General features: G+C 65.9%; 18 protein-coding genes. 10 read left to right on the plus strand and 8 right to left on the minus strand.

Going from position 1 to position 22,924, the window contains the following annotated elements; all coding sequences use genetic code 11:
• Positions 1-23: 23 nt before the first annotated feature.
• The 6 genes from GR158_RS01720 to GR158_RS01745 form a co-directional block, all read right to left on the minus strand.
• Complete coding sequence (locus tag GR158_RS01720) at positions 24-1,049, minus strand: GH25 family lysozyme (RefSeq protein WP_160869558.1); 1,026 nt, start codon at positions 1,047-1,049, stop codon at positions 24-26.
• A gap of 205 nt (positions 1,050-1,254) precedes the next feature.
• On the minus strand, positions 1,255-2,916 hold the full coding sequence (locus GR158_RS01725) for a urocanate hydratase (protein WP_160869560.1): 1,662 nt from the start codon (positions 2,914-2,916) through the stop codon (positions 1,255-1,257).
• A gap of 45 nt (positions 2,917-2,961) precedes the next feature.
• A complete protein-coding gene (locus GR158_RS01730) occupies positions 2,962-4,059 on the minus strand; it encodes a DUF917 domain-containing protein (RefSeq protein WP_134651205.1) in 1,098 nt (365 codons plus the stop codon).
• Entirely contained in the window at positions 4,059-5,327 is a 1,269-nt protein-coding gene (locus GR158_RS01735) for a Zn-dependent hydrolase (RefSeq protein ID WP_160869562.1), read from the minus strand. Before GR158_RS01735 ends, GR158_RS01730 begins: the two co-directional genes overlap by 1 nt.
• Positions 5,328-5,329: 2 nt before the next feature.
• Entirely contained in the window at positions 5,330-6,706 is a 1,377-nt protein-coding gene (locus GR158_RS01740) for a dihydroorotase family protein (RefSeq protein ID WP_160869564.1), read from the minus strand.
• 12 nt (positions 6,707-6,718) lie between these two features.
• Positions 6,719-8,257 (minus strand): aromatic amino acid lyase, encoded by a 1,539-nt coding sequence (locus GR158_RS01745; RefSeq protein ID WP_160869566.1) that lies wholly within the window; start codon positions 8,255-8,257, stop codon positions 6,719-6,721.
• Positions 8,258-8,425: 168 nt separating this feature from the next.
• Here GR158_RS01745 and GR158_RS01750 point away from each other — a divergent pair, with 168 nt between their 5' ends.
• Positions 8,426-9,595: a LysR family transcriptional regulator gene (locus GR158_RS01750; RefSeq protein ID WP_160869568.1), complete on the plus strand. Its 1,170-nt coding sequence runs from the start codon at positions 8,426-8,428 to the stop codon at positions 9,593-9,595.
• On the opposite strand, the gene GR158_RS01755 is transcribed toward GR158_RS01750, so the two are convergent.
• Positions 9,592-10,566: a GlxA family transcriptional regulator gene (locus GR158_RS01755; protein ID WP_160869959.1), complete on the minus strand. Its 975-nt coding sequence runs from the start codon at positions 10,564-10,566 to the stop codon at positions 9,592-9,594. The two genes, GR158_RS01750 and GR158_RS01755, sit on opposite strands and share 4 nt — an antisense overlap.
• A gap of 114 nt (positions 10,567-10,680) precedes the next feature.
• Here GR158_RS01755 and GR158_RS01760 point away from each other — a divergent pair, with 114 nt between their 5' ends.
• The 5 genes from GR158_RS01760 (at position 10,681) to GR158_RS01780 (ending at position 17,440) form a co-directional block, all read left to right on the plus strand.
• Entirely contained in the window at positions 10,681-11,595 is a 915-nt protein-coding gene (locus GR158_RS01760) for a 3-keto-5-aminohexanoate cleavage protein (RefSeq protein WP_134651215.1), read from the plus strand.
• A gap of 171 nt (positions 11,596-11,766) precedes the next feature.
• On the plus strand, positions 11,767-13,257 hold the full coding sequence (locus GR158_RS01765) for a carnitine 3-dehydrogenase (protein WP_160869570.1): 1,491 nt from the start codon (positions 11,767-11,769) through the stop codon (positions 13,255-13,257).
• Positions 13,258-13,433: 176 nt separating this feature from the next.
• The gene (locus tag GR158_RS01770; protein WP_160869572.1) at positions 13,434-14,594 is read left to right on the plus strand and encodes an acyl-CoA dehydrogenase family protein; all 1,161 of its coding nucleotides are present in this window, start codon (positions 13,434-13,436) and stop codon (positions 14,592-14,594) included.
• A 6-nt stretch (positions 14,595-14,600) separates the two neighbouring features.
• A complete protein-coding gene (locus tag GR158_RS01775) occupies positions 14,601-16,661 on the plus strand; it encodes an acetate--CoA ligase family protein (protein WP_160869574.1) in 2,061 nt (686 codons plus the stop codon).
• The gene (locus GR158_RS01780; RefSeq protein WP_160869576.1) at positions 16,658-17,440 is read left to right on the plus strand and encodes a carnitinyl-CoA dehydratase; all 783 of its coding nucleotides are present in this window, start codon (positions 16,658-16,660) and stop codon (positions 17,438-17,440) included. The genes GR158_RS01775 and GR158_RS01780 overlap by 4 nt, the downstream gene beginning before the upstream one ends.
• Positions 17,441-17,532: 92 nt before the next feature.
• Here GR158_RS01780 and GR158_RS01785 read toward each other — a convergent pair whose 3' ends face one another.
• Positions 17,533-17,673 carry a hypothetical protein gene (locus tag GR158_RS01785; protein ID WP_160869578.1) on the minus strand — a complete coding sequence of 47 codons (141 nt, stop codon included), beginning with the start codon at positions 17,671-17,673 and terminating at the stop codon, positions 17,533-17,535.
• Positions 17,674-17,723: 50 nt separating this feature from the next.
• Between GR158_RS01785 and GR158_RS01790 the strand changes: the two genes are divergently transcribed.
• The 4 genes from GR158_RS01790 to GR158_RS01805 are packed head-to-tail and all read left to right on the plus strand — an operon-like array spanning position 17,724 to position 22,870.
• Positions 17,724-19,313: an ABC transporter substrate-binding protein gene (locus GR158_RS01790; RefSeq protein WP_134651227.1), complete on the plus strand. Its 1,590-nt coding sequence runs from the start codon at positions 17,724-17,726 to the stop codon at positions 19,311-19,313.
• Positions 19,313-20,422: an ABC transporter permease gene (locus GR158_RS01795; RefSeq protein WP_160869580.1), complete on the plus strand. Its 1,110-nt coding sequence runs from the start codon at positions 19,313-19,315 to the stop codon at positions 20,420-20,422. The genes GR158_RS01790 and GR158_RS01795 overlap by 1 nt, the downstream gene beginning before the upstream one ends.
• Positions 20,419-21,246: an ABC transporter permease gene (locus GR158_RS01800; RefSeq protein ID WP_134651230.1), complete on the plus strand. Its 828-nt coding sequence runs from the start codon at positions 20,419-20,421 to the stop codon at positions 21,244-21,246. The genes GR158_RS01795 and GR158_RS01800 overlap by 4 nt, the downstream gene beginning before the upstream one ends.
• Positions 21,239-22,870, plus strand: a complete 1,632-nt coding sequence (locus GR158_RS01805) for an ABC transporter ATP-binding protein (protein ID WP_134651232.1) — start codon at positions 21,239-21,241, stop codon at positions 22,868-22,870. The genes GR158_RS01800 and GR158_RS01805 overlap by 8 nt, the downstream gene beginning before the upstream one ends.
• Positions 22,871-22,924: the final 54 nt, after the last annotated feature.

The raw sequence follows: 22,924 nt of genomic DNA on the forward strand, positions 1-22,924 counted from the left end.
ACACGGCAGCGGCCGCAAAACGCTCAGGTCGACTGGCCGGCAAGCCAGTTGTGCCAGTCGTTCTCGCTGCCGACGAAGACGTTGAGATCGATCTTGCCGCTCACGCCATGCGACAGGCCCGAGCCGGAATACTGCCAGAACAGCCAGCGGCGGTTCGGATAGCGAACCGACGGATGGGCGGCGACCGAGCGCAGCCAGAACGGATATTCCTTCAGCTCGCCCGACAGGTTGTCGGCGTAGAAGTCCGGCGCGGTATAGATGATCGGCCGCTTGCCGTAATGGCGCTCCAGCCGCTCGGCGAAGACACGGATCTTCTCGACATACTGCGCGCGCGTCAGGCGGCGCTTGCACTTCGATTCACCGTTGTATTCGGCATCGATGACGGGCGGCAGCGCGTCCGGGTCCTTCGGCACGTTGCGGATGAACCAGTCCGCCTGCTCGCTGGCCACGCGGCACCAGTAGAAGAAGTGATAGGCGCCGCGGCGGATGCCCGCCTCCTTGGCGGCGCGCCAGTTGTGACGGAACATCGGGTCGGTGTGGTCCCCGCCGTCGGTGGCCTTGATGAAGGCGAAGTTGGCGCCCTGCGTGCGCAGCTTCACCCAGTCGATATCGCCCTGCCAGCGCGAAACGTCGACACCGTGGACCTGATAGTGCTTGGGCGCGCGCTTGCCGAAATTGATCGGCTTGGCATCGCGGAACTGCTGGCTGTAGATGCGGGACCGCTTTCCGAGCTTGCCGATGGACGGCATCTCGGCCGTTACCGCGCCCTCTTCAGGGCGCGCGGTGGGACGCACCGCCTTTTCGGTGACGCTTTCGAAGACCTGGGTTCCCGGCACCGGCCCGGCCCAGGCGAGCATTTCGCTGGCACCCTCGGCCTTCACCTTGCCCTGGCCGACCGCCACTTCCGGCACCGGCCCGGTCGCCTTGACCGAACTCGTCGTCTCGCGCGACGGCTTGATGGACAGGACCGTTTCGGGACCTGCGCTCGACGCGCAGCCCGCCAGGGTAACACAGCCAAGGAGGGCCGCCGTAAGGATCGAAAGACGCATAGGCACTCGCACGCAAAACTAACCGGAGCCCGCCCTCTCGCTGCAGGGACGGAATTACTAACGGAAGATTACCGCGAAATGTTAAATGCAACGTTTACAGCTGACTGAGACATTTCAGTCACTTAAGGCGGAATGCCTCGCGTTTTCTGACAATTGTTATTAATCCCTCCAAACAGCCTGAAGGCCGCGGAGCAGACATGCCAAATCATCCCGGCGCGATATGGCCGATGCCCTTCCGCTTGATCTCGTCGAACGACTCGTCATAGCCCGCATCTGCGTAGCGGATCACGCCGAGCGACGTGTCGTTGGTCAGGGCGTGTTCGAGGCGTTCGGCCCCGCCGTCCGTTCCGTCCGCCACCAGCGTCACGCCGCAGCTCGTCATGTAGCCCGCGTAACCGCCACCGCCGGAATGCACGACCACGAGATCGGCCATGGACGAGCAGAGCAGCATGGCATCGAGCAACGGCCAGTCGGCGATGGCGTCGGAGCCGTCCTTCATGCGTTCTGTCATGATGTTGGGATGCGCCATGGCGCCGGCATCGAGATGGTCGCGCGAAAAGGCGACCGGCCCCTTCAACTCGCCCGCGCCGACCAGCGTGTTGACCGCCAAGGCCAGAGCGGTGCGCTCGCCGTGCCCCAGCCAGGCGATGCGCGCCGGCAGACCTTCGAAGGGGACGTTTTCGCGCGCAAGCCGGATCCAGTTGGTGACGATCGAATTGTCCGGGAACATCTCCAGCACGAGATCGTCGATGCGCGCGATGTCGCTCTCCTCGCCCGACAGCGCCATCCAGCGGAACGGACCGATGGCGCGCGCAAACAGCGGACGCAGATAGGCTTCCGTGAAGATCGGGATGTCGAAGGCATCGGCCACGCCGCCTTCCCGCGCCTGCGTGCGGATGAGGTTGCCGTTGTCGAAGACCTCCGAGCCCCTTTTCTGGAATTCCAGCATGGCCGAGACATGTTCGACGATCGAAGCACGGCTTGCCGCCATCAACTGTCCCTGTCCGTCATCACGCAGGCCCTTCACCTGGTCGAGGCTCATGCCCTTGGGCACATAACCGTAGACGAGGTCATGCGCCGAGGTCTGGTCGGTGACGATGTCGGGCACGATGCCGCGCCGCGCGATTTCGGGGTAGACCTCCGCCGCATTGCCGACGAGGCCGATGGAGGTGGCGCGCTTTTCCTTCACCGCCGCATCGATCATGGCGAGCGCCGTATCGAGATCCGGCGCGACATGTTCGAGATAGCCGACCGCCTTGCGCGCCGCCGCCCGTGCCGGGTCGATGTCGACGCAGAGGATGGCCGCTCCGGCCATGCGGCCGGCAAGCGGCTGCGCACCGCCCATGCCGCCAAGCCCGGCCGTCAGGATGAAACGGCCGGCAAGACTGCCGCCGAAGCGCTTTTCGGCAATGCGCATGAAGATTTCATAGGTGCCCTGAATGACGCCCTGGCTGCCGATATACTGCCAGGCGCCGGCCGTCAGTCCGCCCCAGCAGATCAGCCCCTTGCGCTGGAGCTCGTAGAACACTTCCGCTTTCGCCCATTGCCCGACGATATTGCAGTTCGCCATGATGACGAGCGGCGCCTTGGCATGGGTCTTGAGCAGTCCGACCGGCTTGCCGGACTGGATGACCAGCGTCTGGTCCTCCTCCATCTCGCTCAGCGCCTTGACGATGGCCCTGTGCGCCGCCCAGTTGCGCGCCGCCTTGCCGAGCGCGGCATAGACGATGAGATTGTCGGGGTCCTCGCCGACCGACAGCACGTTTTCGAGCAGCCGCAGCAATCCTTCCTGCCGCCAGCCCTTGGCGCGCAGCACGGGGCCCGACGGGATGGGGTAGTTCGGGTGGCGTGAATTCGGCTTCGGCATGGGTGTTTCCTCATATGTTCGTGCGGAGGCTTACCCCCTCTTCTCTCAAACCACCGTCTCCAGCGCATACCGCGCCAGTTCGATCCCCATCGCCTTCTCCACCGAGGGATAGACCGTGGGATCCAGCACGCTCGATGCGAGCGGGATGATCGACTTCGGCACATGCAGCACGAAGACCGTCATGCCGACCTCGAGCTGCCCGACGCTCAGCGGCTCTCCTTCGGGCGACAGCGTGGTGATGACGTCGGGGAAGGTCGCAAGCCGTGTCCCGTCGGCGGATTCCACCGCCATGTATTCGTTCATCACATGCAGCACGGAAGCCGTGTCGCCCTTGCCGAGCGTCACCGTGCCGATGTCGAAGGCCTCCTTCGTGTAGACCACGGATTTGTCGGTGATCGTGCCCTCGGTCAGGATGGCGCCGCCCGTCGTCTTCACGATGGCGTCGATGATCGCCGCGCCGCCCCGGCCTTCTGCCGCCAGGATCGCCTCGCCCAGTTTCAGCGCCAGCGAGATGCCGCCGAGCGCCGCGTTCCTGCGGACATAGGAAGCCCGCAGCGGGTTGCGGCACGAGGCGATGAAGCCGCCCGACATGTCGGAGGCCGTGCGCAGGATCGGCGAGACCTTCGCGGTGGCGCCGCGCACGACGAGTTCTATGTAGCGGTTCTCGTCACGATTGCCGCCAACGGCGGTCTGGATCATCTGCTCGGGCGAGCCGGCCATGCCGATCGAGCCCATGTCGCCGGTCGGATGCGCGCGCATGTCGCCCACGGCATCCAGCACCTTCGTGCCGAGGATGGCAGACGGCAGCCAGCCGTTCAGCGTCGATGACTTGCCGTTCTGCCCCACCATCAGCGCAGCGACCTTCTCGCCGAGCGCGTCCTGAAGCAGTTCCACCGCCTTGACGTAATCGACGCCGCGCATTTCCCACGGCGTGGTCGAGGCCGGCGCGCCGATGGCCGCGGCCGTCGCCACCCAGTCATCGTCGGAGAGTTCGTCGATGGACACCAGTTCCGGCTTGCCGATGGAAACCGCAGCATGGCCCAGCATGCGCCCATGGTCGGCCCAGCCGCCACCGCCGGCGGCATAGACCGAGCCGCCCCGGACAGCCGCCTCGACGTCTTTTTCCTTTAAAATCCGGCCCATTAGGCGTTCTCCTGAATCAGTTTCTCATCCAGCTGAATCACTGCGTTAAAAAGCACCGCCGCGCCGAGCGCGATGTCGTCGATCTCGGCGAATTCCTCCGGCGCGTGGCTGCGCCCGCCGAGGCACGGCACGAAGATCATCGCAGCCCGCGTCACCTTCGCCATGAAGGCCGTGTCGTGCCCGGCACCGGAGGCCATGCGGCGATGCCCGGCACCCACCGCCTCGCAGGCGGCGTCCAGCACATCCAGCAGCAGCGGGTCGCCGGGTGTCGGCATGTTGTCGGACAGACGCCGCGGCGCAGCGATGACCGTACCCGTCTCCCGCGCGATCTGTTCGGCGAGCTGGTCCACGGAGGCGGCGAACACATCCATGGTCGTACGCTCTTCGGCGCGCGCGTCGATCAGCAGGCGCGCCCGCGACGGCACGACATTGGCGGCATTCGGCTCGATGGAAAATTCGCCTACGGTCGCGGTGAAATGGCTTGGCCCTTCGGAGAACGATCTGGCCAGCGCCTCGATGCCCGTCACGAGCCGGGCGGCCGCCGCCAGCGCATCCGCCCGCGCGCCCATCGGCGTCGTGCCGGCGTGATCGGCGCGGCCTTCGACGATGATCTCGATGCGCGTGATCCCGGCAATCGCCGTCACCACGCCGATGTCGAGCTTTTCCCTCTCCAGCACCGGGCCCTGCTCGATATGCAGCTCAAGGAAGGCCGCGATGTCCCGGCGCGCTTCCGCGACAATGCGCGCGGGATCGCCACCGACATCGCGGATGCCCTGCGCCAGTGTCAGCCCGCCGGTCTCGCGCTCCAGCCAGTCCTCCGGCAGCACGCCGGCCATGCCGCGGCTGCCGATGCAGGAAACGCCGAAAACGGAGACTTCCTCGGCAAGGAAATCCACCACCTCAAGGTCGTGGTCGAGTTCGATGCCCTGGTCGGCCAGCGCGCGCGCCACTTCCAGCGCCACTGCAACGCCGGCGATGCCGTCATAGCGTCCGCCATCCGGCACCGTGTCGGAATGCGAGCCGAGCATGATGGTGCCGCGGCCGGGCGTGCGGCCCGGCCGGCGGCCCACAAGGTTGCCCGCCGCGTCGATCCGCGTTTCGAGCCCCGCAGCGCGGAACGCGCCTTCGAGAAAATCCCGCCCTGCCGGGAACAGAGCGGTAAAGGCACGCCGCGTATAAGGCCGTCCCGGATCGGTGAGCCGGGCAAGCCCGTCGATCACATCAGCGATGCGCGCGGGATCGACCGGCAGATTGGTTGAACGGGCCATCGTCAGCTTCCCGTGGAAACGAGCGTCGGCAGCGGCCGAACGAAAGCGCCGGTGCCGGGTTCGGCAAGCACCTTCGCGCCGTCGAAGGCGAGTTTCCCGCGCAGATAGGTGCCCGAGACCCGCCACGGCAGGCGAATACCGTTATAGGGCGACCACCCCACGACATTGTTGCCGCTTGCCGCCGCGTCATAGGTATAGGGCTCGGGCGTCAGCACCGTGATGTCGGCATCCTTGCCGGCTTCCAGCGCCCCCTTTGCATGGTCGAGGCGGAAGTGCCGGGCCGGGTTCAGCGCCATCAGTTCGGCGGCGCGCGTCAGCGGTATGCCGCGCTCCAGCGCGCCCTTGACGAAGAGCGGCACCATGACCTCCAGCCCCGGCACGCCGGAGGCATTGGCCAGCATGTCCGGGTTGGTCTTGCGGTCCTCCGACCAGCTGACATGATCCGTCGACACCAGCGTGACATTGCCTTCCGCGACATGCCTCCAGAGCTTTTCCACCTCGGCGCGCGGGCGGATCGGCGGGTTGATCTTCGCCTTGCCGCCGAGCCGGGCCACGTCGTTCTCTTCATCGAGCGTCAGATAGTGGATGCAGCACTCGATGGTCGCGCGAAAACCTTGCGCACGATAGGCGCTAGCGATCTCATAACCGCGGCCGAGCGAGCAATGCACGACATGCGCCGGGCACCCGGTCTGCGCCCCCGTCTCGTAGATTTGGTTGGAGGCGAGCAGTTCCGTCAGCGGCGGACGCGACAGGCCGTGCGCACGATAATCCGTGATGCCGGCCGCCTTGACCTTCGCGATGGCCGCGCGCACCGCCTCGTCGTCCTCGTTGTGTACGCCGGCCGTCAGCCCCGTCGGCGCGATGGCGCGGAAGCAGTCTTCGAGCAGCGCGGAGGGAATGCGGGGAAAACGCTTCGGATCCGTGCCGAAGGTCGAGAACTTGAAGGCCGCGACACCCGCCTCGACCATCTCTTCAATGCGGGCCGGCCCCTCCTCGGGATCGACGGTGCCATAGAGCGCGAAATCGACGCGCGCCTGCGGCGACGCATGATCGACCTTGATCTTCACCGCTTCGGCCGAGCAGACGAGGTTACCCTCGTCATAGGGCATGTCGACGATGGTGGTGACGCCGCCCGCCGCCGCCGAACGCGTCGACCAGATGAAATCCTCCTGGTCTTTCTGCGAGAGCGAATGGACCTGCGCATCGATGGCGCCGGGCAGGATCAGCGCGCCCGAGAGGTCGTGCCGCTCTTTCGCCGCCGGCATGGCGCCCTGTCCCACATGCACCACCTTGCCGTCGCGGACCGCGACATGGCCGCCGTCGACGATGCGGTCCGCCAGGACGACGGTGCCTTTCACAACGAGATCGAAATCGGCCATGTCGTGTCTCCGTCAGGCTTTGAGGGCGAAGAAGGTGTCGAAATCCGCCATGGGTGCCATGTCCAGGAAGGCGGCCAGCGCATCCGGGCAGGCGAGATCGCGGTCGAGCGCCTCGATCTCGGCGGAAAGCGGCCGGTCCTTGCGGTAGAACGGGCTGATGGCGCGTGTGCGCTGATAGGCGATGGCGGCCACGCCCTCGACATTGTCGCCCGCAAGATCCACCGCCTGTGCCGACAGCATGGCTTCGAGCGCGGCAAGCTGGCGAAGGTCGCGCACCTGGCTTTCCATGCGCTCGACGATCAGCGGCAGGAAGGTCGCCTCCTCCTCCAGCCCGCCCGCCACGACGATGGATTGCGCGGAAATCGGCACCGCCAGCGACTGGATGCGCATGTAGAGCTCGACGGCGAGCTTCAGCAGCGGCCCGAAGCCCGTCGCCGCCTCGCCGGGCGCCACGAGATTGACCGGCAGGTTGCGGCGCACGCCGTTGGCGAGCAGCACGCAGCGGTTCAGCACGTTGCGGGCAAGATGCGCAAAACCCGTCTGCGCCGCTTCCACATAGAGCGTGGTGGAGAGCGGCAGCGAGCCGCCCGATGCCATGATCACGCCGTCGATGACGACGGGGTTGTCATCCGACTGGGCGGTCGCCTCGACGATGCGCTCGGCGGCGTTCATCAGCGTATCGAGGCAGGCGCCGAAGACCTGCGCGGTCATGCGCAGGCTGAGCGGATCGTGGATCGCCGATGGCTTCGGCCAGTGGCCGGAGGCGGCCTGCGCCTCGAACCAGCGGCCGGCCATCGCCTCGCCATGGGCCGAAAGGCGCGCGGCGACCCGCCACGGATCGGCGGATGCGCCGAGCGCCAGCGACGAGAGAACGCCTGTCACCATGAGATTGCGGATCGCCTTGGCCGCCTCGCGCACCACGTCGGCGGCGGCGGCATGCGAGATGGCGTTGACGCTGAGCGCCGCCAGCGCATCGCGCGGCTGCATGTGATGGGGCTTCAATCCGGCCCGTTTCAGCGCCTCGGAGGCCGGCAGGCGCTCGCCGCGATACCAGGCCTCGCCCTCGCCCGTCAGCACGGCGGCGATCTGGCCCATCAGGCCGATATCGGCGCAGCCCATGGACCCGTGCCGGCGCACCACCGGCACGACATCCTTTTCGAGCAGCGCCAGGAACGCGTCGATCAGCTCCGGGCTGCACCCGGAATAGCCGCCGAGCGCCGTGTTCACCCGGATCGCCATCGCCTTGCGCACGATCGGCAGCGTGAAGGGCTCGCCCGTGCCGAAATGATGCGCTCTGACGAGGCTGTTGTTGAACTCCACGAGGTCGTCCGCCGTCCACAGCTTGTCCTTCATCGAGCCGACGCCGGTATTGGCGCCGTAGATCGGCAGGCCGGTGGCGAGCCGGTCGGTCACGACATGCCGCGCGCTCGCGACCCGGCCCATGCCCATCTCGCAAGCCACCGATGGCCGGGCCGCCCGACCGATCGCCTCCAACGTGGCGAAATCGAGCGGCTGGCCGGTGAGATAGAGCGTATCGGCAGAAGCGAGCATGTCCCCAAGCCTGTATCGAAAGCAGCGTCGGAAAAGCCGCACGGCCTTTCCTGGAATGGCAGAAAACTACGCGAGGGATGTTAAGCGCAACAGGGCGCAAACAGATATCCCAAAATCCGCACGGTCTATGCTATAAACCGAACATCATCCTGCAAACGGAAGCGCCCCGTGGATCTGGCCACCCTCAGCCTCGTGCATGACATACTGGAACAGCGTGGCATCCGCAGGGCAGCCGCCCGCGCCGGCCGTCCGGCCTCCAGCGCGAGCGCCGCGCTGCGCCGCGTCGAAGCGGCGCTCTCGGTGCCGCTGGTGCGTCGCGACGGGCAGGCGCTGGTGCCGACGCTGGAGGCGGAGAACCGCCTGCCGCATTTTGCCGAGATCGCCCGCGCCGCCGCAGCGCTTCTGTCCCTCGGACAGGGAACACCGGGCGGGCACGCCATTCCGCTGGCGTCGCTCACCCGCTTCGCCGCTGCGGCCAAGGCCGGTAGCATCAATGCCGCCGCCAGAAGCCACGGCCTCGGCCAGCCTCAGCTCACCCGCCAGCTCGCGCATCTGGAGAAGGCCATCGGCTGCACGCTGCTCGACCGTTCGGCCAAGGGCATCGGCTGCACGCCCGAGGGCCTTGAAGCGCTTGCGCTTGCCGAGCGCATCACGGCCGCCTGGGAAACGCTGGCCGCCGCATCGACGGAACGCTTCCGGCGCAGCGCCGCCACCTGGCGGCTCGGCGCCATCATCCCCTTCGGCCATGAAAGCGAGATCGCCGGCATGCTGGCGCGGCTGGCGGTCGAGTGGCGCGCCGCCCGCCCGCGCCAGCCGCTCTTCCTGTCCTCGACGACGGCCGACGAACTCATTTCCGGCCTCAAGAACCGCCGTTTCGACCTGATCCTGCTCGATACCGACCGCTATCCGGCGGAGTTCGACGGCTGCCTGATCGACCAGTCGCCGCTCGCCCTCGCCGCCCCTCGCGATCTGAGGGAACACGACGGCCAGGATCTCGCGGCCCTTCTGCGGCGCCAGCCGATTGCCGTGCCGAGCCCGCGCAGCGGCCTGCGCCAGATGACGGATCATTTTCTGGAGGCGACGCTCACGCCGGCCGAGCGGGCGCGCCTGACGCTGGTGGAGGTGGATTCCATTCCCGTCATCATCAACCTCGTCTTGAAACACGGCCACCTGTCGATCCTGCCGGAAAACTCGCTGGCCAATATCCGTCCGCCGCCGGTGCTGCTGCCGCTTGGCCCGGCCTACCGCCAATCGCTCAGTCTCGTCTGGCCGCGCGACACGCTGTCCCGCCAGGCGGCGGAAACGGTGATCCCCATCCTGTCGCGGCGCGCCCCTTAAACCTTCACGCCCGCCCGCAACCGCCGCCGCGTCTCCGTCGGGCTTTCGTGATAGTGCGCGCGGTAGCTGCGCGAGAAGGCGGAGGACGAGTTGAACCCGGTGAGCGCCGCGATATCGGCGAACTCCGCCTTGGTCTCGATGACCTTGCGCCGGGCCGCGTTGAGACGCAGCGCCAGATAGTGCTGGTGCGGCGCCACGCCCATCGATTCCTGAAACAGGTCCTGCAGGTGCCGCGCGCTGATGCCGACGCGCCTGGCCAGCCGCGCCAGTGTCAGCGGCGCATCCACCGTCTCCTCCATCAGCCGCACGGCCTGGCTGACGCGCTGGTCGGCGACCCGCATGTTGCCGAGCGCCGGCACCTGCAAGAGGCCGCCCGTGCGCTCATGCTCGTAGATGAAGAGCCGCGACACCTCCAGCGCCAGCGAATAGCCCTGCCGTCGGCGGATGATCTCCAGCATCAGGTCGAGCGTCGGCAGCGAGCCGCCGGAGGTGATGCGCTTGCCGTCGATGACATAGCGCTCCCGCATCACGGCGATCTGCGGATAGCGCGAGGCGAATTCCTCCATGTCCTCCCAGTGAATGGTCACGGAAGAACCGTCGAGCAGGCTTGCCTCCGCCAGCAGCCAGCTGCCCGATTCGATGCCCGCCATCATCGTCCTGTAGCGCGCGGTCTGTGAAAGCTGGCGCCGCAACAGGGGCGTCGCACTCATCTGCCATTGATAGCTCGACAGCACGAAGAGCGGCGCCGTCTCCTTTTCCGGCCGGAACACGCCGTCGACGGGAACGGGAATGCGGCTGCGCGTCTCGATGGGGTGGCCATCCGGCGAGAACATCCGCCAGCGATAGAGCGCCTGGCCGGAAATGCGGTTGGCCGCGCGCAGGGGTTCGATGACCGAGGCGACGAGGATGAGGTTCGTCTCGGGCAGGATGAGAAGATCGATGTCGAGCGTATCGGAGGAGAGATCGAGCATGACGCAAGCATGCAAATGCACCTCCTAAATTGTCAAGGATGGATCTGAAAAGTGAAAGCATTGCGCCTTCTCTTGGCTCGTAATGGCCTTAACGAGAATACTGGGAGAACGAGAATGCCTCTTGCGATGAACCGCGACGTCTTCATTACCTGCGCCGTCACCGGCTCCGGCGATACCGCCGGCAAGTCGCCGCACGTGCCGCGCTCACCCAAGCAGATCGCCGAATCCGCGATCGATGCCGCCAAGGCGGGTGCCGCCGTCGTGCACTGCCATGTGCGTGACCCCGAAACCGGCGCGCCCAGCCGCCGCAACGACCTCTACCGCGAAGTGACCGAGCGCATCCGCGATGCCGAGGTCGACGTGGTGCTGAACCTCACCGCCGGCATGGGCGGCGACATGATCTTCGGCGGCACCGAGCAGCCGCTGCCGCTCAACCCCGCCGGCACCGACATGGTGGGCGCCACCGAGCGCGTGTCCCATGTCGCCGAATGCCTGCCGGAAATCTGCACGCTCGATTGCGGCACCATGAACTTCTCGCTCGGCGACTACGTGATGACCAACACGCCGTCGATGCTGCGCGCCATGGGCAAGATGATGACCGATCTCGGCGTTCGGCCGGAAATCGAAGCCTTCGACACCGGCCATCTCTGGTTCGCCAAGCAGCTCGTCGAGGAAGGCGTGATCGAGGATCCGGTCCTCATCCAGCTCTGCATGGGCATTCCGTGGGGCGCGCCTGATGATCTCAACACCTTCATGGCGATGGTCAACAACGTGCCGTCCAACTGGACGTTCTCGGCCTTCTCCATCGGCCGCAACGCCATGGCCTATCCGGCCGCGGCCGTGCTTGCCGGCGGCAATGTCCGCGTCGGCCTGGAAGACAACCTCTACGTCGCCAAGGGCCAGCTGGCCACCAATGCGCAGCTCGTCGAAAAGGCCGTCACCATCGTCGAAAGCATGGGTGCGCGCATCATCGGCCCGGCCGAAGTGCGCGAGAAGCTGAAACTGACGAAGCGCGCGCCGCGCGGTTGACGGGAACGGCAGCGCCAGCCCCCTCATCCGCCCTTCGGGCACCTTCTCCCCGAGGGGAGAAGGGAGGGAGGATACGGCGTTGCCACATCCCCTTCTCCCCGCCGGGGAGAAGGTGCCGGCAGGCGGATGAGGGGGTAGCCACCCCGCAGACAAACACGAGGGAACGACAGCATGAGCACCATCCACAAGGCCGCCTGCATCGGCGGCGGCGTCATCGGCGGGGCCTGGGTCGCGCGTTTCGCGCTGGCCGGCATCGACGTGAAGATTTTCGATCCGCACCCGGAAGCCGAACGCATCATCGGCGAAGTCATGGCCAATGCCGAGCGCGCCTATGGCATGCTCACCATGGCGCCGCTGCCGCCGAAGGGAAAGGTCACCTTCGCCAGGAGCATTGAAGAAGCCGTCGAAGGCGCTGACTGGATTCAGGAAAGCGTGCCCGAGCGCCTGGAGCTGAAGCGCGGCGTGCTGAACCAGATCGATGCGGCCGCCGACCCCAAGGCGCTGATCGGCTCCTCCACGTCGGGCCTCATGCCGACGGACCTGCAACGCGACATGAAGCATCCCGAGCGCCTGTTCGTGGCGCATCCCTACAACCCCGTCTATCTCCTGCCGCTCGCCGAACTCGTCGGCGGCCAGAAGACGGCGCGCGCGGTGCTGGAAGACGCCAAGGCCAAGCTCGCGCCGATCGGCATGAAGGGCGTCATCATCAACAAGGAGATCGAGGCCTTCGTCGGCGACCGCCTGCTGGAAGCCGTCTGGCGCGAGGGCCTCTGGCTGATCAAGGACGACATCTGCGACACCGAGACGCTCGACGACGTGATCCGCTATTCGTTCGGCATGCGCTGGGCGCAGATGGGCATGTTCGAGACCTATCGCATCGCCGGCGGCGAAGCCGGCATGCGCCACTTCCTCGCCCAGTTCGGTCCCTGCCTCTCCTGGCCCTGGACGAAGCTCACCGATGTCGTCGACCTCAACGACGAACTGGTCGAGAAGATCGCCAACCAGTCGGACGCCCAGTCCGGCGCGCGCGGCATCCGTGAGCTGGAGCGCATCCGCGACCAGAACCTCGTCGGCATCATGCATGCGCTGAAGGCCGGCGACGACGGCAAGGGCTGGGGCTCCGGCAAGCTGCTCGCCGAATTCGAGGCGCATCTGTGGGCCAAGGCCGGCAAGGCCAAGGTCGAGGTCTCCGCAGCCGAACCGCTGCGCCTGCTCGACACCAAGGTCAACGCCGCCTGGGTCGACTACAACGGCCACATGACCGAGCATCGCTATCTCCAGCTGTTCGGCGACACCTCGGATGCGTTGCTTCGCCTCATCGGCGTGGACTTCGATTATGTCGAGGCCGGCCACAGCTACTACACGGTGGAAACCCACATCCGCCATCTCGGCGAAGGCAAGCTCGGCCAGGCGCTCTATACGACGCTCCAGCTTCTCTCGTCCGACGCCAAGCGCCTGCACTTCTTCACCCGCATCCACGACGCGGCGACCGGCGATGTCATCGCCACCGCCGAGCAGATGATGGTCCATGTCGACTCGAAGGCCGGCAAGAGCGTCGAGGCGCCGGCCGAGGTGCTGGCGAAGATCAAGCCGATCGCCGACGCCCACGCGACGCTCCCGGTGCCGGAAGGTGCCGGCCGGAGTGTCGGGCAGAAAAAATGAACGATGCCGGCAGCCCCCTCATCCGCCCTTCGGGCACCTTCTCCCCGTCGGGGAGAAGGAGGGGAAATACAGTCCCGCGACATCCCCTTCTCCCCAACGGGGAGAAGGTGCCGGCAGGCGGATGAGGGGGCTGCGACCGGGCAGACAAAAACATTCTCTGAGGGGAGAACACAGCCATGAACTTCGCACTCACCGACGAACAGCAGATGATCGTGGACACGGTCCGCCTGTTTGTGGAAACGGAAATCTATCCGCATGAAAACGAGGTCGAGCGTACCGGTCATGTGCCGCCGGAGCTCGGCCGGGAGATCGCGCGCAAGTGCAAGGAAATCGGCTTCTTCGGCTGCAACTTCCCCGAAGAGGTCGGCGGCGCGGGTCTCGACCACACCTCCTTCACGCTGGTCGAGCGCGAGCTTGGCCGCGGCTCCATGGCGCTCACCGTCTTCTTCGGCCGCCCCTCCGGCATCCTGATGGCCTGCGAAGGCGAGCAGCGCGAGAAATACCTGCTGCCGGCGGTCAGCGGCGAGAAGTTCGACGCACTCGCCATGACCGAGCCCGATGCTGGCTCGGATGTGCGCGGCATGAAGTGCTTCGCCCGCAAGGACGGCGACGATTGGGTCGTCAACGGCACCAAGCACTTCATCAGCCATGCCAACATCGCCGATTTCGTCATCGTCTTCATCGCGACGGGCGAAGAGGACACGCCGCGCGGCAAGAAGAAGCTGATCACCTGCTTCCTCGTCGACCGCGGCACGCCGGGCTTCGAGATCCGCGACGGCTACAATTCGGTCTCGCACCGCGGCTACAAGAACTGCATCCTGAATTTCGACGAATGCCGCCTGCCCTCCTCCCAGATCCTCGGCGAGGTACACAAGGGCTTCGACATCGCCAACGACTGGCTCTACGCGACGCGCCTGACGGTCGCCGCGACCTCCGTCGGCCGCGCCCGCCGCGCCTTCGACTACGCGCTCAACTATGCCGCCGAGCGCAAGCAGTTCGGCAAGCCGATCGGCGCCAACCAGGGCGTGTCCTTCAAGCTCGCCGACATGATCACCGAAATCGACGCCGCCGACCTGCTGACGCTCAGCGCCGCCTGGCGGCTCGACCAGGGCCTGCCGTCGAACCGCGAGATCGCCTCGGCCAAGGTCTATGCCACCGAAATGCTCGCCCGCGTCACCGACGAGGCGATCCAGATCTTCGGCGGCATGGGCCTGATGGACGACCTGCCGCTCGCCCGCTTCTGGCGCGATGCGCGCGTGGAACGCATCTGGGACGGCACCTCGGAAATCCAGCGCCACATCATCAGCCGCGACCTGCTGCGGCCACTGGGAGCGTAGCCATAGATGACCCGTTCCCTCGACCGTCTGATCCGGCCCAAATCCATCGCCGTCTTCGGCGGCAAGGAGGCGCGGCGGGTCATTTTCCAGTGCGACAAGATGGGCTTTTCCGGCGAGATCTGGCCGGTGCACCCGCGCGAGGACGAGATCCTCGGCCGCAAATGCTACCGCTCCGTCGCCGAACTGCCCGGCGCGCCGGATGCGTCCTTCGTCGGCGTCAACCGCGAGCTGACCATCGGCATCATCCGTGACCTCGCCGCGCGCGGTGCCGGCGGCGCGGTCTGCTATGCCTCCGGCTTCCGCGAGGCCGTCAGCGAACTCGCCGATGGCGACGACCTGCAGAAGGCGCTGGTGGACGCAGCCGGCGACATGCCGATCCTCGGGCCGAACTGCTACGGCTTCATCAACATGCTCGACGGCGCCCTGCTCTGGCCGGACCAGCACGGCATGCTGCGCATCGAAAAGGGCGTGGCCGTCCTCACCCAGTCCTCCAACATCGCCTGCAACATTTCGATGCAGCAGCGCGGCCTGCCGCTCGCCTATATCCTGACGGCCGGCAACCAGGCGCAGACCGGCCTCGCCGATCTCGCCTGCGCCGTGCTGGAAGACCCGCGCGTCACCGCCGTCGGCCTGCATATCGAAGGCTTCGACAGCCTCGAATCCCTGGAGCGCCTCGCCGTCCGCTCCCGCGACCTGAAGAAGCCCGTCGTGACGCTGAAGGTCGGCAAGTCGGAGCAGGCGCAGCTTGCGACCGTCTCGCACACCGCATCGCTGGCCGGCAACGACGCCGTTTCCTCCGCCCTGCTCGCCCGCCTCGGCATCGGCCGGGTCGAGACGCTGCCGGAGCTTCTGGAAACGCTGAAGCTGCTGCATGTCGCCGGCCCCCTTCCCAACCACGACATCTCCTCCATGTCCTGCTCGGGCGGCGAGGCCTCGCTGATGGCGGATGCCGGGGTGAAGCGCAAGGTGAACTACCGCGCGCTCAGGGATTTCCAGTGCCAGCCGCTGCGCGAGACGCTCGGCCAGATGGTGACGATCTCCAACCCGCTCGACTACCACACCTTCGTCTGGGGCAACCGCGAGAAGCAGACGGCCGCCTTCACCACCATGATGCAGGGTGGCTACGCCCTGAACCTCGTCGTGCTCGATTTCCCCCGCCTCGATCGCTGCGATGCCGAGGACTGGACGACCACTTGCCACGCCGTCATCGATGCATCGAAGGCGACGGGGGCCAATGCCGGCATCGTCGCCTCCATGGGCGAGAACATGCCGGAGGCGACCGCCGAAATGCTGATGCGGAACGGCGTGGTTCCCTTCTACGGCATAGAGGAGGCGCTTGCCGCCGCCGATGCCGCCGCCGGCATCGGCGAGGCCTGGTCCAGGCCGCAATCGGCGCCGCTCCTCAAGAGCGCCGCCGGCGAGGGTGACGCCATCACGCTCACCGAACACGAGGCCAAACAGGCGCTCGCCGCCCATGGCCTCACCGTGCCGAAGGGCCTGACCGCCCAAACGCCGCAAGCCGCCGCCGACGCGGCCGAAACGCTCGGCTTTCCCGTCGTGCTCAAAGGCCTCGGCGTGGCGCACAAGACGGAGGCCGGCGCGGTGAAGCTCAACCTGCAAAGCGGCGAGGCCGTCATGCAGGCTGCGGAAGCCATGGCCGGCGTCGCCTCCGGTTTCCTGGTGGAAAAGATGGTCGGCAAGCCGGTCGCCGAACTCATCATCGGCGCCATGCGCGATCCCGTCGCGGGACCGGTCCTCACCATCGGGGCCGGCGGCATCCTCGTCGAACTCATCGAGGATTCGGCCATCCTGACCCTGCCGACCGACGAGAAGGCGATCCGGGAATCCATCGATCGCCTCAAGATTGCAAAGCTGTTGAACGGCTATCGCGGCGGACCGAAAGGAGATTTCGACGCCCTCGTGGCCGCCGTCGCATCAGCGGCATCCTATGTCGTTTCAAACGCTTCAATAATCGAAGAACTGGACGTTAATCCCATAATGGTGCTGCCTGCCGGCGACGGTGTCGTCGCAGCCGACGCACTGATCCGTCTGAGGGAGAACCCATGACCGGACCGATACTGCAACGCCGCAAAGGCGGCATCCTGGAAGTGACCATCGATCGCCCCAAAGCGAACGCCATCGACCTTGCGACCAGCCGCATCATGGGCGAAATCTTCGCGAATTTCCGCGATGACGACAGCCTGCGCGTCGCCATCATCACCGGTGCGGGAGAGAAATTCTTCTGTCCGGGATGGGATTTGAAGGCCGCCGCCGCGGGCGATGCCGTCGATGGCGATTACGGCATCGGCGGATTCGGCGGCATGCAGGAGCTGCGCGACCTCAACAAGCCGATCATCTGCGCGGTGAACGGCATCTGCTGCGGCGGCGGGCTGGAAATCGCACTTTCCACAGATTTGATCCTCGCCGCCGAGCATGCCACCTTCGCGCTGCCGGAAATCCGCTCCGGAACGGTGGCCGATGCCGCCTCCATCAAGCTGCCCAAGCGCATCCCCTACCACATCGCCATGGACATGCTCCTGACCGGTCGCTGGCTCGATGTGCAGGAGGCGCACCGGTGGGGGTTCGTCAACGAGGTGCTGCCCGCCGACACGCTGATGGACCGGGCCTGGGAGCTCGCCCGCCTGCTCGAAAGCGGCCCGCCGCTCGTCTACGCCGCCATCAAGGAAGTGGTGCGCGCCGCCGAGGGTGAAACCTTCCAGACGACGATGAACAGGATCACCCGTCGGCAGTTCAAGACGGTCGATATTCTCTATTCCAGCGAGGACCAGCTCGAGGGCGCGCGCGCCTTTGCCGAGAAACGCGACCCCGTCTGGAAGGGACGATGAGAAAACCGGTGGCCGGCCCTGATCGGGGCCGGCCACGTTCATAAGCATAAACACTTGAAAAGAATTAAGAAATTTTTCATGCCCACCATGCATCAGGCATCGAAATTCGCAGAAGGAGGATCCGCTTCGCGGTAACGACGACAGGTTTTCGCAAAACCGGTGAATGCGCCGGCACCGGGATAAAAACCGGCCTGCACGGTTGATTTAAAAGCCAAAAACAGAAATTCTGCCAATCACAACGACAAATGCTCGCCCGCACGAGCACAGCAAAGGGAACAGGGGAATGACTGATTACACCAAATACCTCACGAGCCAGGTCACGCTCGGCAAGATGAACCGCCGCGAGTTCCTCGGCCGCACCGCGGCCTTCGGCATCACGCTTGCCGCCGCCGGCACGATGTTCGACACCGCAGCCCGCGCGCAGGAGCCCAAGCGCGGCGGCAACCTGAAGCTCGGCCTGGAAGGCGCTGCCGCCACCGACTCGAAGGATCCCGCCAAAGCGCTGTCGCAGTTCATGTTCGTCGTCGGTCGCAACTGGGGCGACATGCTCGTCGAATCCGAGCCGCTGACCGGCCAGCCCGTTCCGGCCCTTGCCGAATCCTGGGAGCCGTCCGCCGACGCCGCCACCTGGACCTTCACCATCCGCAAGGGCGTGAAGTTCCACGACGGCAAGGAACTGACCGTCGACGACGTCATCAAGACCCTGCAGCGCCACACCGACGAGAAATCGGAGTCGGGCGCGCTCGGCGTCATGAAGTCGATCAAGGAAATCAAGGCCGACGGCGACAAGCTCGTGCTCGTCCTGTCGGAAGGCAATGCCGACCTGCCGCTCCTTCTGACCGATTACCACCTGATCATCCAGCCGAATGGCGGCCTGGACGATCCGAACGCCATGATCGGCACCGGCCCCTACAAGGTCGTGAACTTCGAGGCGGGCGTGCGCGCCACCTTCGAGCGCAACAAGGATGACTGGCGCCAGGACCGCGGCTATGTCGACACGGTCGAAATGATCGCGATGAACGACGCCACCGCCCGTATCGCCGCGCTGTCCTCCGGCCAGGTCCACTACATCAACCGCGTCAGCCCGAAGACCGTGGACCTCCTGAAGCGCGCACCGACCGTGGATATCCTCTCCACCTCCGGCCGCGGCCACTACGTGTTCATCATGCATTGCAACACGGCGCCGTTCGACAACAACGACCTGCGCATGGCCCTGAAATACGCGATGGATCGCGAGACCATGCTGGAGAAGGTGCTCGGCGGTTACGGCAAGGTCGGCAACGACTTCCCGATCAACGAGACCTACGCCCTCTTCCCCGAAGGCATCGAACAGCGTGCCTACGATCCGGACAAGGCCGCCTTCCACTACAAGAAGTCGGGTCACAGCGGCTCCGTCCTGCTGCGCACCTCCGACGTCGCCTTCCCCGGCGCCGTCGATGCGGCGGTCCTCTACCAGGAGAGCGCCAAGAAGGCCGGCATCGATATCGAGGTGAAGCGCGAGCCGGGCGACGGCTACTGGTCGAACGTCTGGAACGTCCAGCCCTTCTCGACCTCCTACTGGGGCGGCCGCCCGACCCAGGACCAGATGTACTCCACCGCCTATCTCTCGACGGCCGACTGGAACGACACGCGCTTCCAGCGCGAAGACTTCGACAAGCTGCTGCTTGAGGCGCGTTCGGAACTCGACGAGGCCAAGCGCAAGGAGATGTACCGCACCATGGCCATGATGGTGCGTGACGAAGGCGGCCTGATCCTGCCGATGTTCAACGACTTCGTGAACGCCTCCAGCAAGAGCGTGAAGGGCTACGTGCACGACATCGGCAACGACATGTCGAACGGCTATGTCGCCACCCGCGTGTGGCTCGAAGCCTGATGACCGGCGGCGGACCGGCGCACGGTCCGGAACTGACGGCAACGGCGGCTGCGGGCGATAGCCCGCAGTCTGCCGGCGCTGCCGGGTCGGTTGCGTCCTCTGGAACCCCTTTTGTCGAAGCCAGGCCGTCCATCTGGGCGAAATTCGCCAAGAGCAGCCCGCTCGCGGCCCTGATCACGCAACGCCTCGCCCTCAGCGTGGCCTTGCTCTTCGCCGTGTCCCTGATGATCTTCGGGGGCGTGGAAGCCTTGCCGGGCGATTTCGCCACGACCTATCTCGGCCAGTCCGCAACACCGCAGGCGGTGGAGAACATCCGCAAGGAACTCGGCCTCGACCAGTCCGCCACCACGCGCTACTTCCAGTGGCTCGGCGGCGCGCTGCAGGGCGATTTCGGCACATCCTGGGCCTCGCGTAACTCCGTGAGCGAGCAGATCGGCAAGCGCCTCGGCAACTCCCTCTTCCTCGCCTTCTTCGCGGCCATCATATCGGTGCCGCTTGCCGTGGGGCTCGGCATGCTGGCGGTGCAATACCGAAACCGCCTGCCTGACAAGATCATCAACGTCGTCTCGCTGGCGGCGATCTCGCTGCCGGAGTTCTTCGTCGGCTACCTGCTGATCCTGTTCTTCGCCGTGCAGATGGGGGTCGCGACCTTCCCTGCGACGGTCTATGAATCCATGACCTTCGGCCAGCGGCTGTCGGCCATCGCCCTGCCCACGGCGACGCTCGTGCTCGTGGTCCTCGCCCATATGATGCGCATGACACGCGCGGCGATCCTCAACGTGATGTCCTCGGCCTATGTCGAGACGGCGGAGCTCAAGGGCCTGTCCAGCCTGCGCATCATCGCAAAGCATGCGGCGCCCAACGCGGTCGCCCCCGTCATCAACGTCATCGCGCTCAACCTCGCCTATCTCGTGGTCGGCGTCGTCGTGGTGGAGGTGGTGTTCGTCTATCCCGGCATGGGCCAGTACATGGTCGACGCCGTGACGGTGCGCGACATGCCCGTGGTCCAGGCCTGCGGCCTGATCTTCGCCGCCTTCTACATCTTCCTCAACATGTTCGCCGATATCCTTGCGATCATCGCGAACCCCAGATTGAGGCATCCGCGATGAGACTAAGCTCCATTCCCGTCAGCGCGTGGATCGGCATCCTGGGCATTGCGCTTGCCCTGTTCTGCGCCATCTTCGCCCCCCTCATCGCGCCCTACAGCGAAAGCCAGATCGTCGGTTCCGTCTGGGAGCCGATGGGTGGCCAGTACCTGCTCGGCACCGACAACCTCGGACGCGATCTCTTCTCGCGCCTGATCTTCGGCGCCCGCACCACCATCTTCGTGGCGCTGGCGGCGACCGTGCTTTCCTTCTCGCTCGGCATGCTGCTGTCGTTCATCGCGGCGGTGACGGGCGGGTTCATCGACCAGATCTTCTCGCGCTTCAACGACCTGATGATGGCGATCCCCACGCTGATCTTCGCCCTCGTCGTTCTGGCCGTCCTGCCGCAGCAGCTCTGGATCCTCATCCTCGTCATGGCGATCCTGGATTCCACCCGCGTCTACCGCATCGGCCGCGCCGTGGCGCTCGACGTCGCCGTCATGGAATTTGTCGAGGCCGCGCGGCTGCGCGGTGAAGGCACGGGCTGGATCATCTTCAAGGAAATCCTGCCCAACACGCTGTCGCCGCTCCTGGCCGAATTCGGCCTGCGCTTCGCCTTCTCGATCCTGTTCCTGTCCACGCTCTCCTTCCTCGGCCTCGGCATCCAGCCGCCGGCCGCCGACTGGGGCGGCATGGTCAAGGACAACAAGGACGGCATCATCTTCGGCATTTCCGCCGCCCTCATTCCGGGCGGGGCGATTGCGGCATTGGCCATCTGCGTCAACCTCGTCGTCGACTGGCTGATGAAACGAACCTCCAGCCTCAAGGGAGGGCGCGGCGATGCCTGATCTTCTGTCCGTCCGAAACCTCAAGATCGAGGCCACCAGCTACCCGCCCGGCGAAGCGCCGCGGACCGTCACCCTTGTCGAAGGCGTCAACTTCGACGTCCAGAAAGGCAAGGTCCTCGGCCTCATCGGCGAATCCGGCGCCGGCAAGTCGACCATCGGGCTCACCGCGCTCGCCTATGGTCGCGGCGGGGTGCGCATCACCGGCGGCGAGGTCAAGCTGAACGGCGAAGACCTCCTCAGACTCTCGCCGTCGGGCATCCGCAAGGTGCGCGGCGCCAAGGTCTGCTACGTCGCGCAGTCGGCGGCCGCGGCCTTCAACCCTGCCCACCGGCTCGGCGAGCAGGTCATCGAGGCCTCGCTGAAACACGGCATCATGAGCCGTGCGGAAGCGGAAAAGCGGGCGCTCTACCTGTTCAAGGTGCTCGGCCTGCCGAACCCGGAAACCTTCGGCCAGCGCTATCCGCACCAGGTCTCCGGGGGCCAGCTGCAGCGTGCCATGACCGCCATGGCGCTCTGCCCCAATCCCGAGCTCATCGTCTTCGACGAGCCGACCACCGCGCTGGACGTCACGACGCAGATCGATGTGCTGGCCGCCATCAAGCACGCCATCGAGGAGACCAACACCGCCGCCCTCTACATCACCCACGACCTTGCCGTCGTCGCCCAGATCACGGACGACATCCTCGTGCTCCGGCATGGCAAGATGGTGGAATACGGCTCGGTGAAGGACATCATCGAGGCGCCGAAGGAGGAGTATACCCGCGCACTCGTCAATGTGCGCGGCACCGCCCGCGACGAGGCGCCCGACCAGACGAACACGCTGCTGAAGGTGGAAAACATCACCGCCGGCTATTCCAACGGCTTCAAGGTGCTGCAGAACGTCTCGCTGCACCTGCCGAAGGGCCAGACGCTGGCGGTGGTGGGTGAATCCGGTTCGGGCAAGTCCACGCTCGCCCGCGTCATCACCGGCCTCCTGCCGCCGCAGGACGGCACGATCAGCTTCGACGGCACCGTGCTGCCCAAGGCGCTGAAGGGCCGGACGAACGACCAGCTGCGCCGCATCCAGATGATCTACCAGATGGCCGATACCGCGATGAACCCGCGCCAGACGGTGCGCGACATCATCGGCCGACCCCTCACCTTCTATTACGGCCTGCGCGGCGCGAAGAAGACCGAGAGGGTGAAGGAACTGCTGGAGCAGATCGAGATGGGCGGCCGCTTTGCCGACCGCTACCCGGCCGAACTGTCCGGCGGCCAGAAGCAGCGCGTCGCCATCGCCCGCGCACTTGCCGCACAGCCCGAGCTCATCCTCTGCGACGAGCCGACCTCGGCCCTCGACCCGCTGGTGGCCGAGGGCATCCTGAAGCTGCTTTTGAAGCTTCAGGACGAGACGCATGTCTCCTACATGTTCATCACCCACGACATCGCGATCGTTCGCGCGATCGCCGACAGCGTGGCCGTCATGCACCGGGGCAAGCTCGTGCGCTTCGGCCCGAAATCGAAGGTGCTGGCACCACCCTTCGACGACTATACCGACCTTCTCCTCAAATCCGTCCCCGAAATGGAGATCGGCTGGCTGGAAAAGGTGCTGTCGACACGGCGCATGGAAAGCGCCGGCAACTGATCCAGGCGGGCGGCCTTCGGGCCGCCCGTTTCCGTTTCAGGACCGCCGAGGCCT

The sequence above is a fragment of the Shinella sp. AETb1-6 genome (assembly GCF_009826875.1).
GTDB classification, from domain to species: domain Bacteria; phylum Pseudomonadota; class Alphaproteobacteria; order Rhizobiales; family Rhizobiaceae; genus Shinella; species Shinella sumterensis.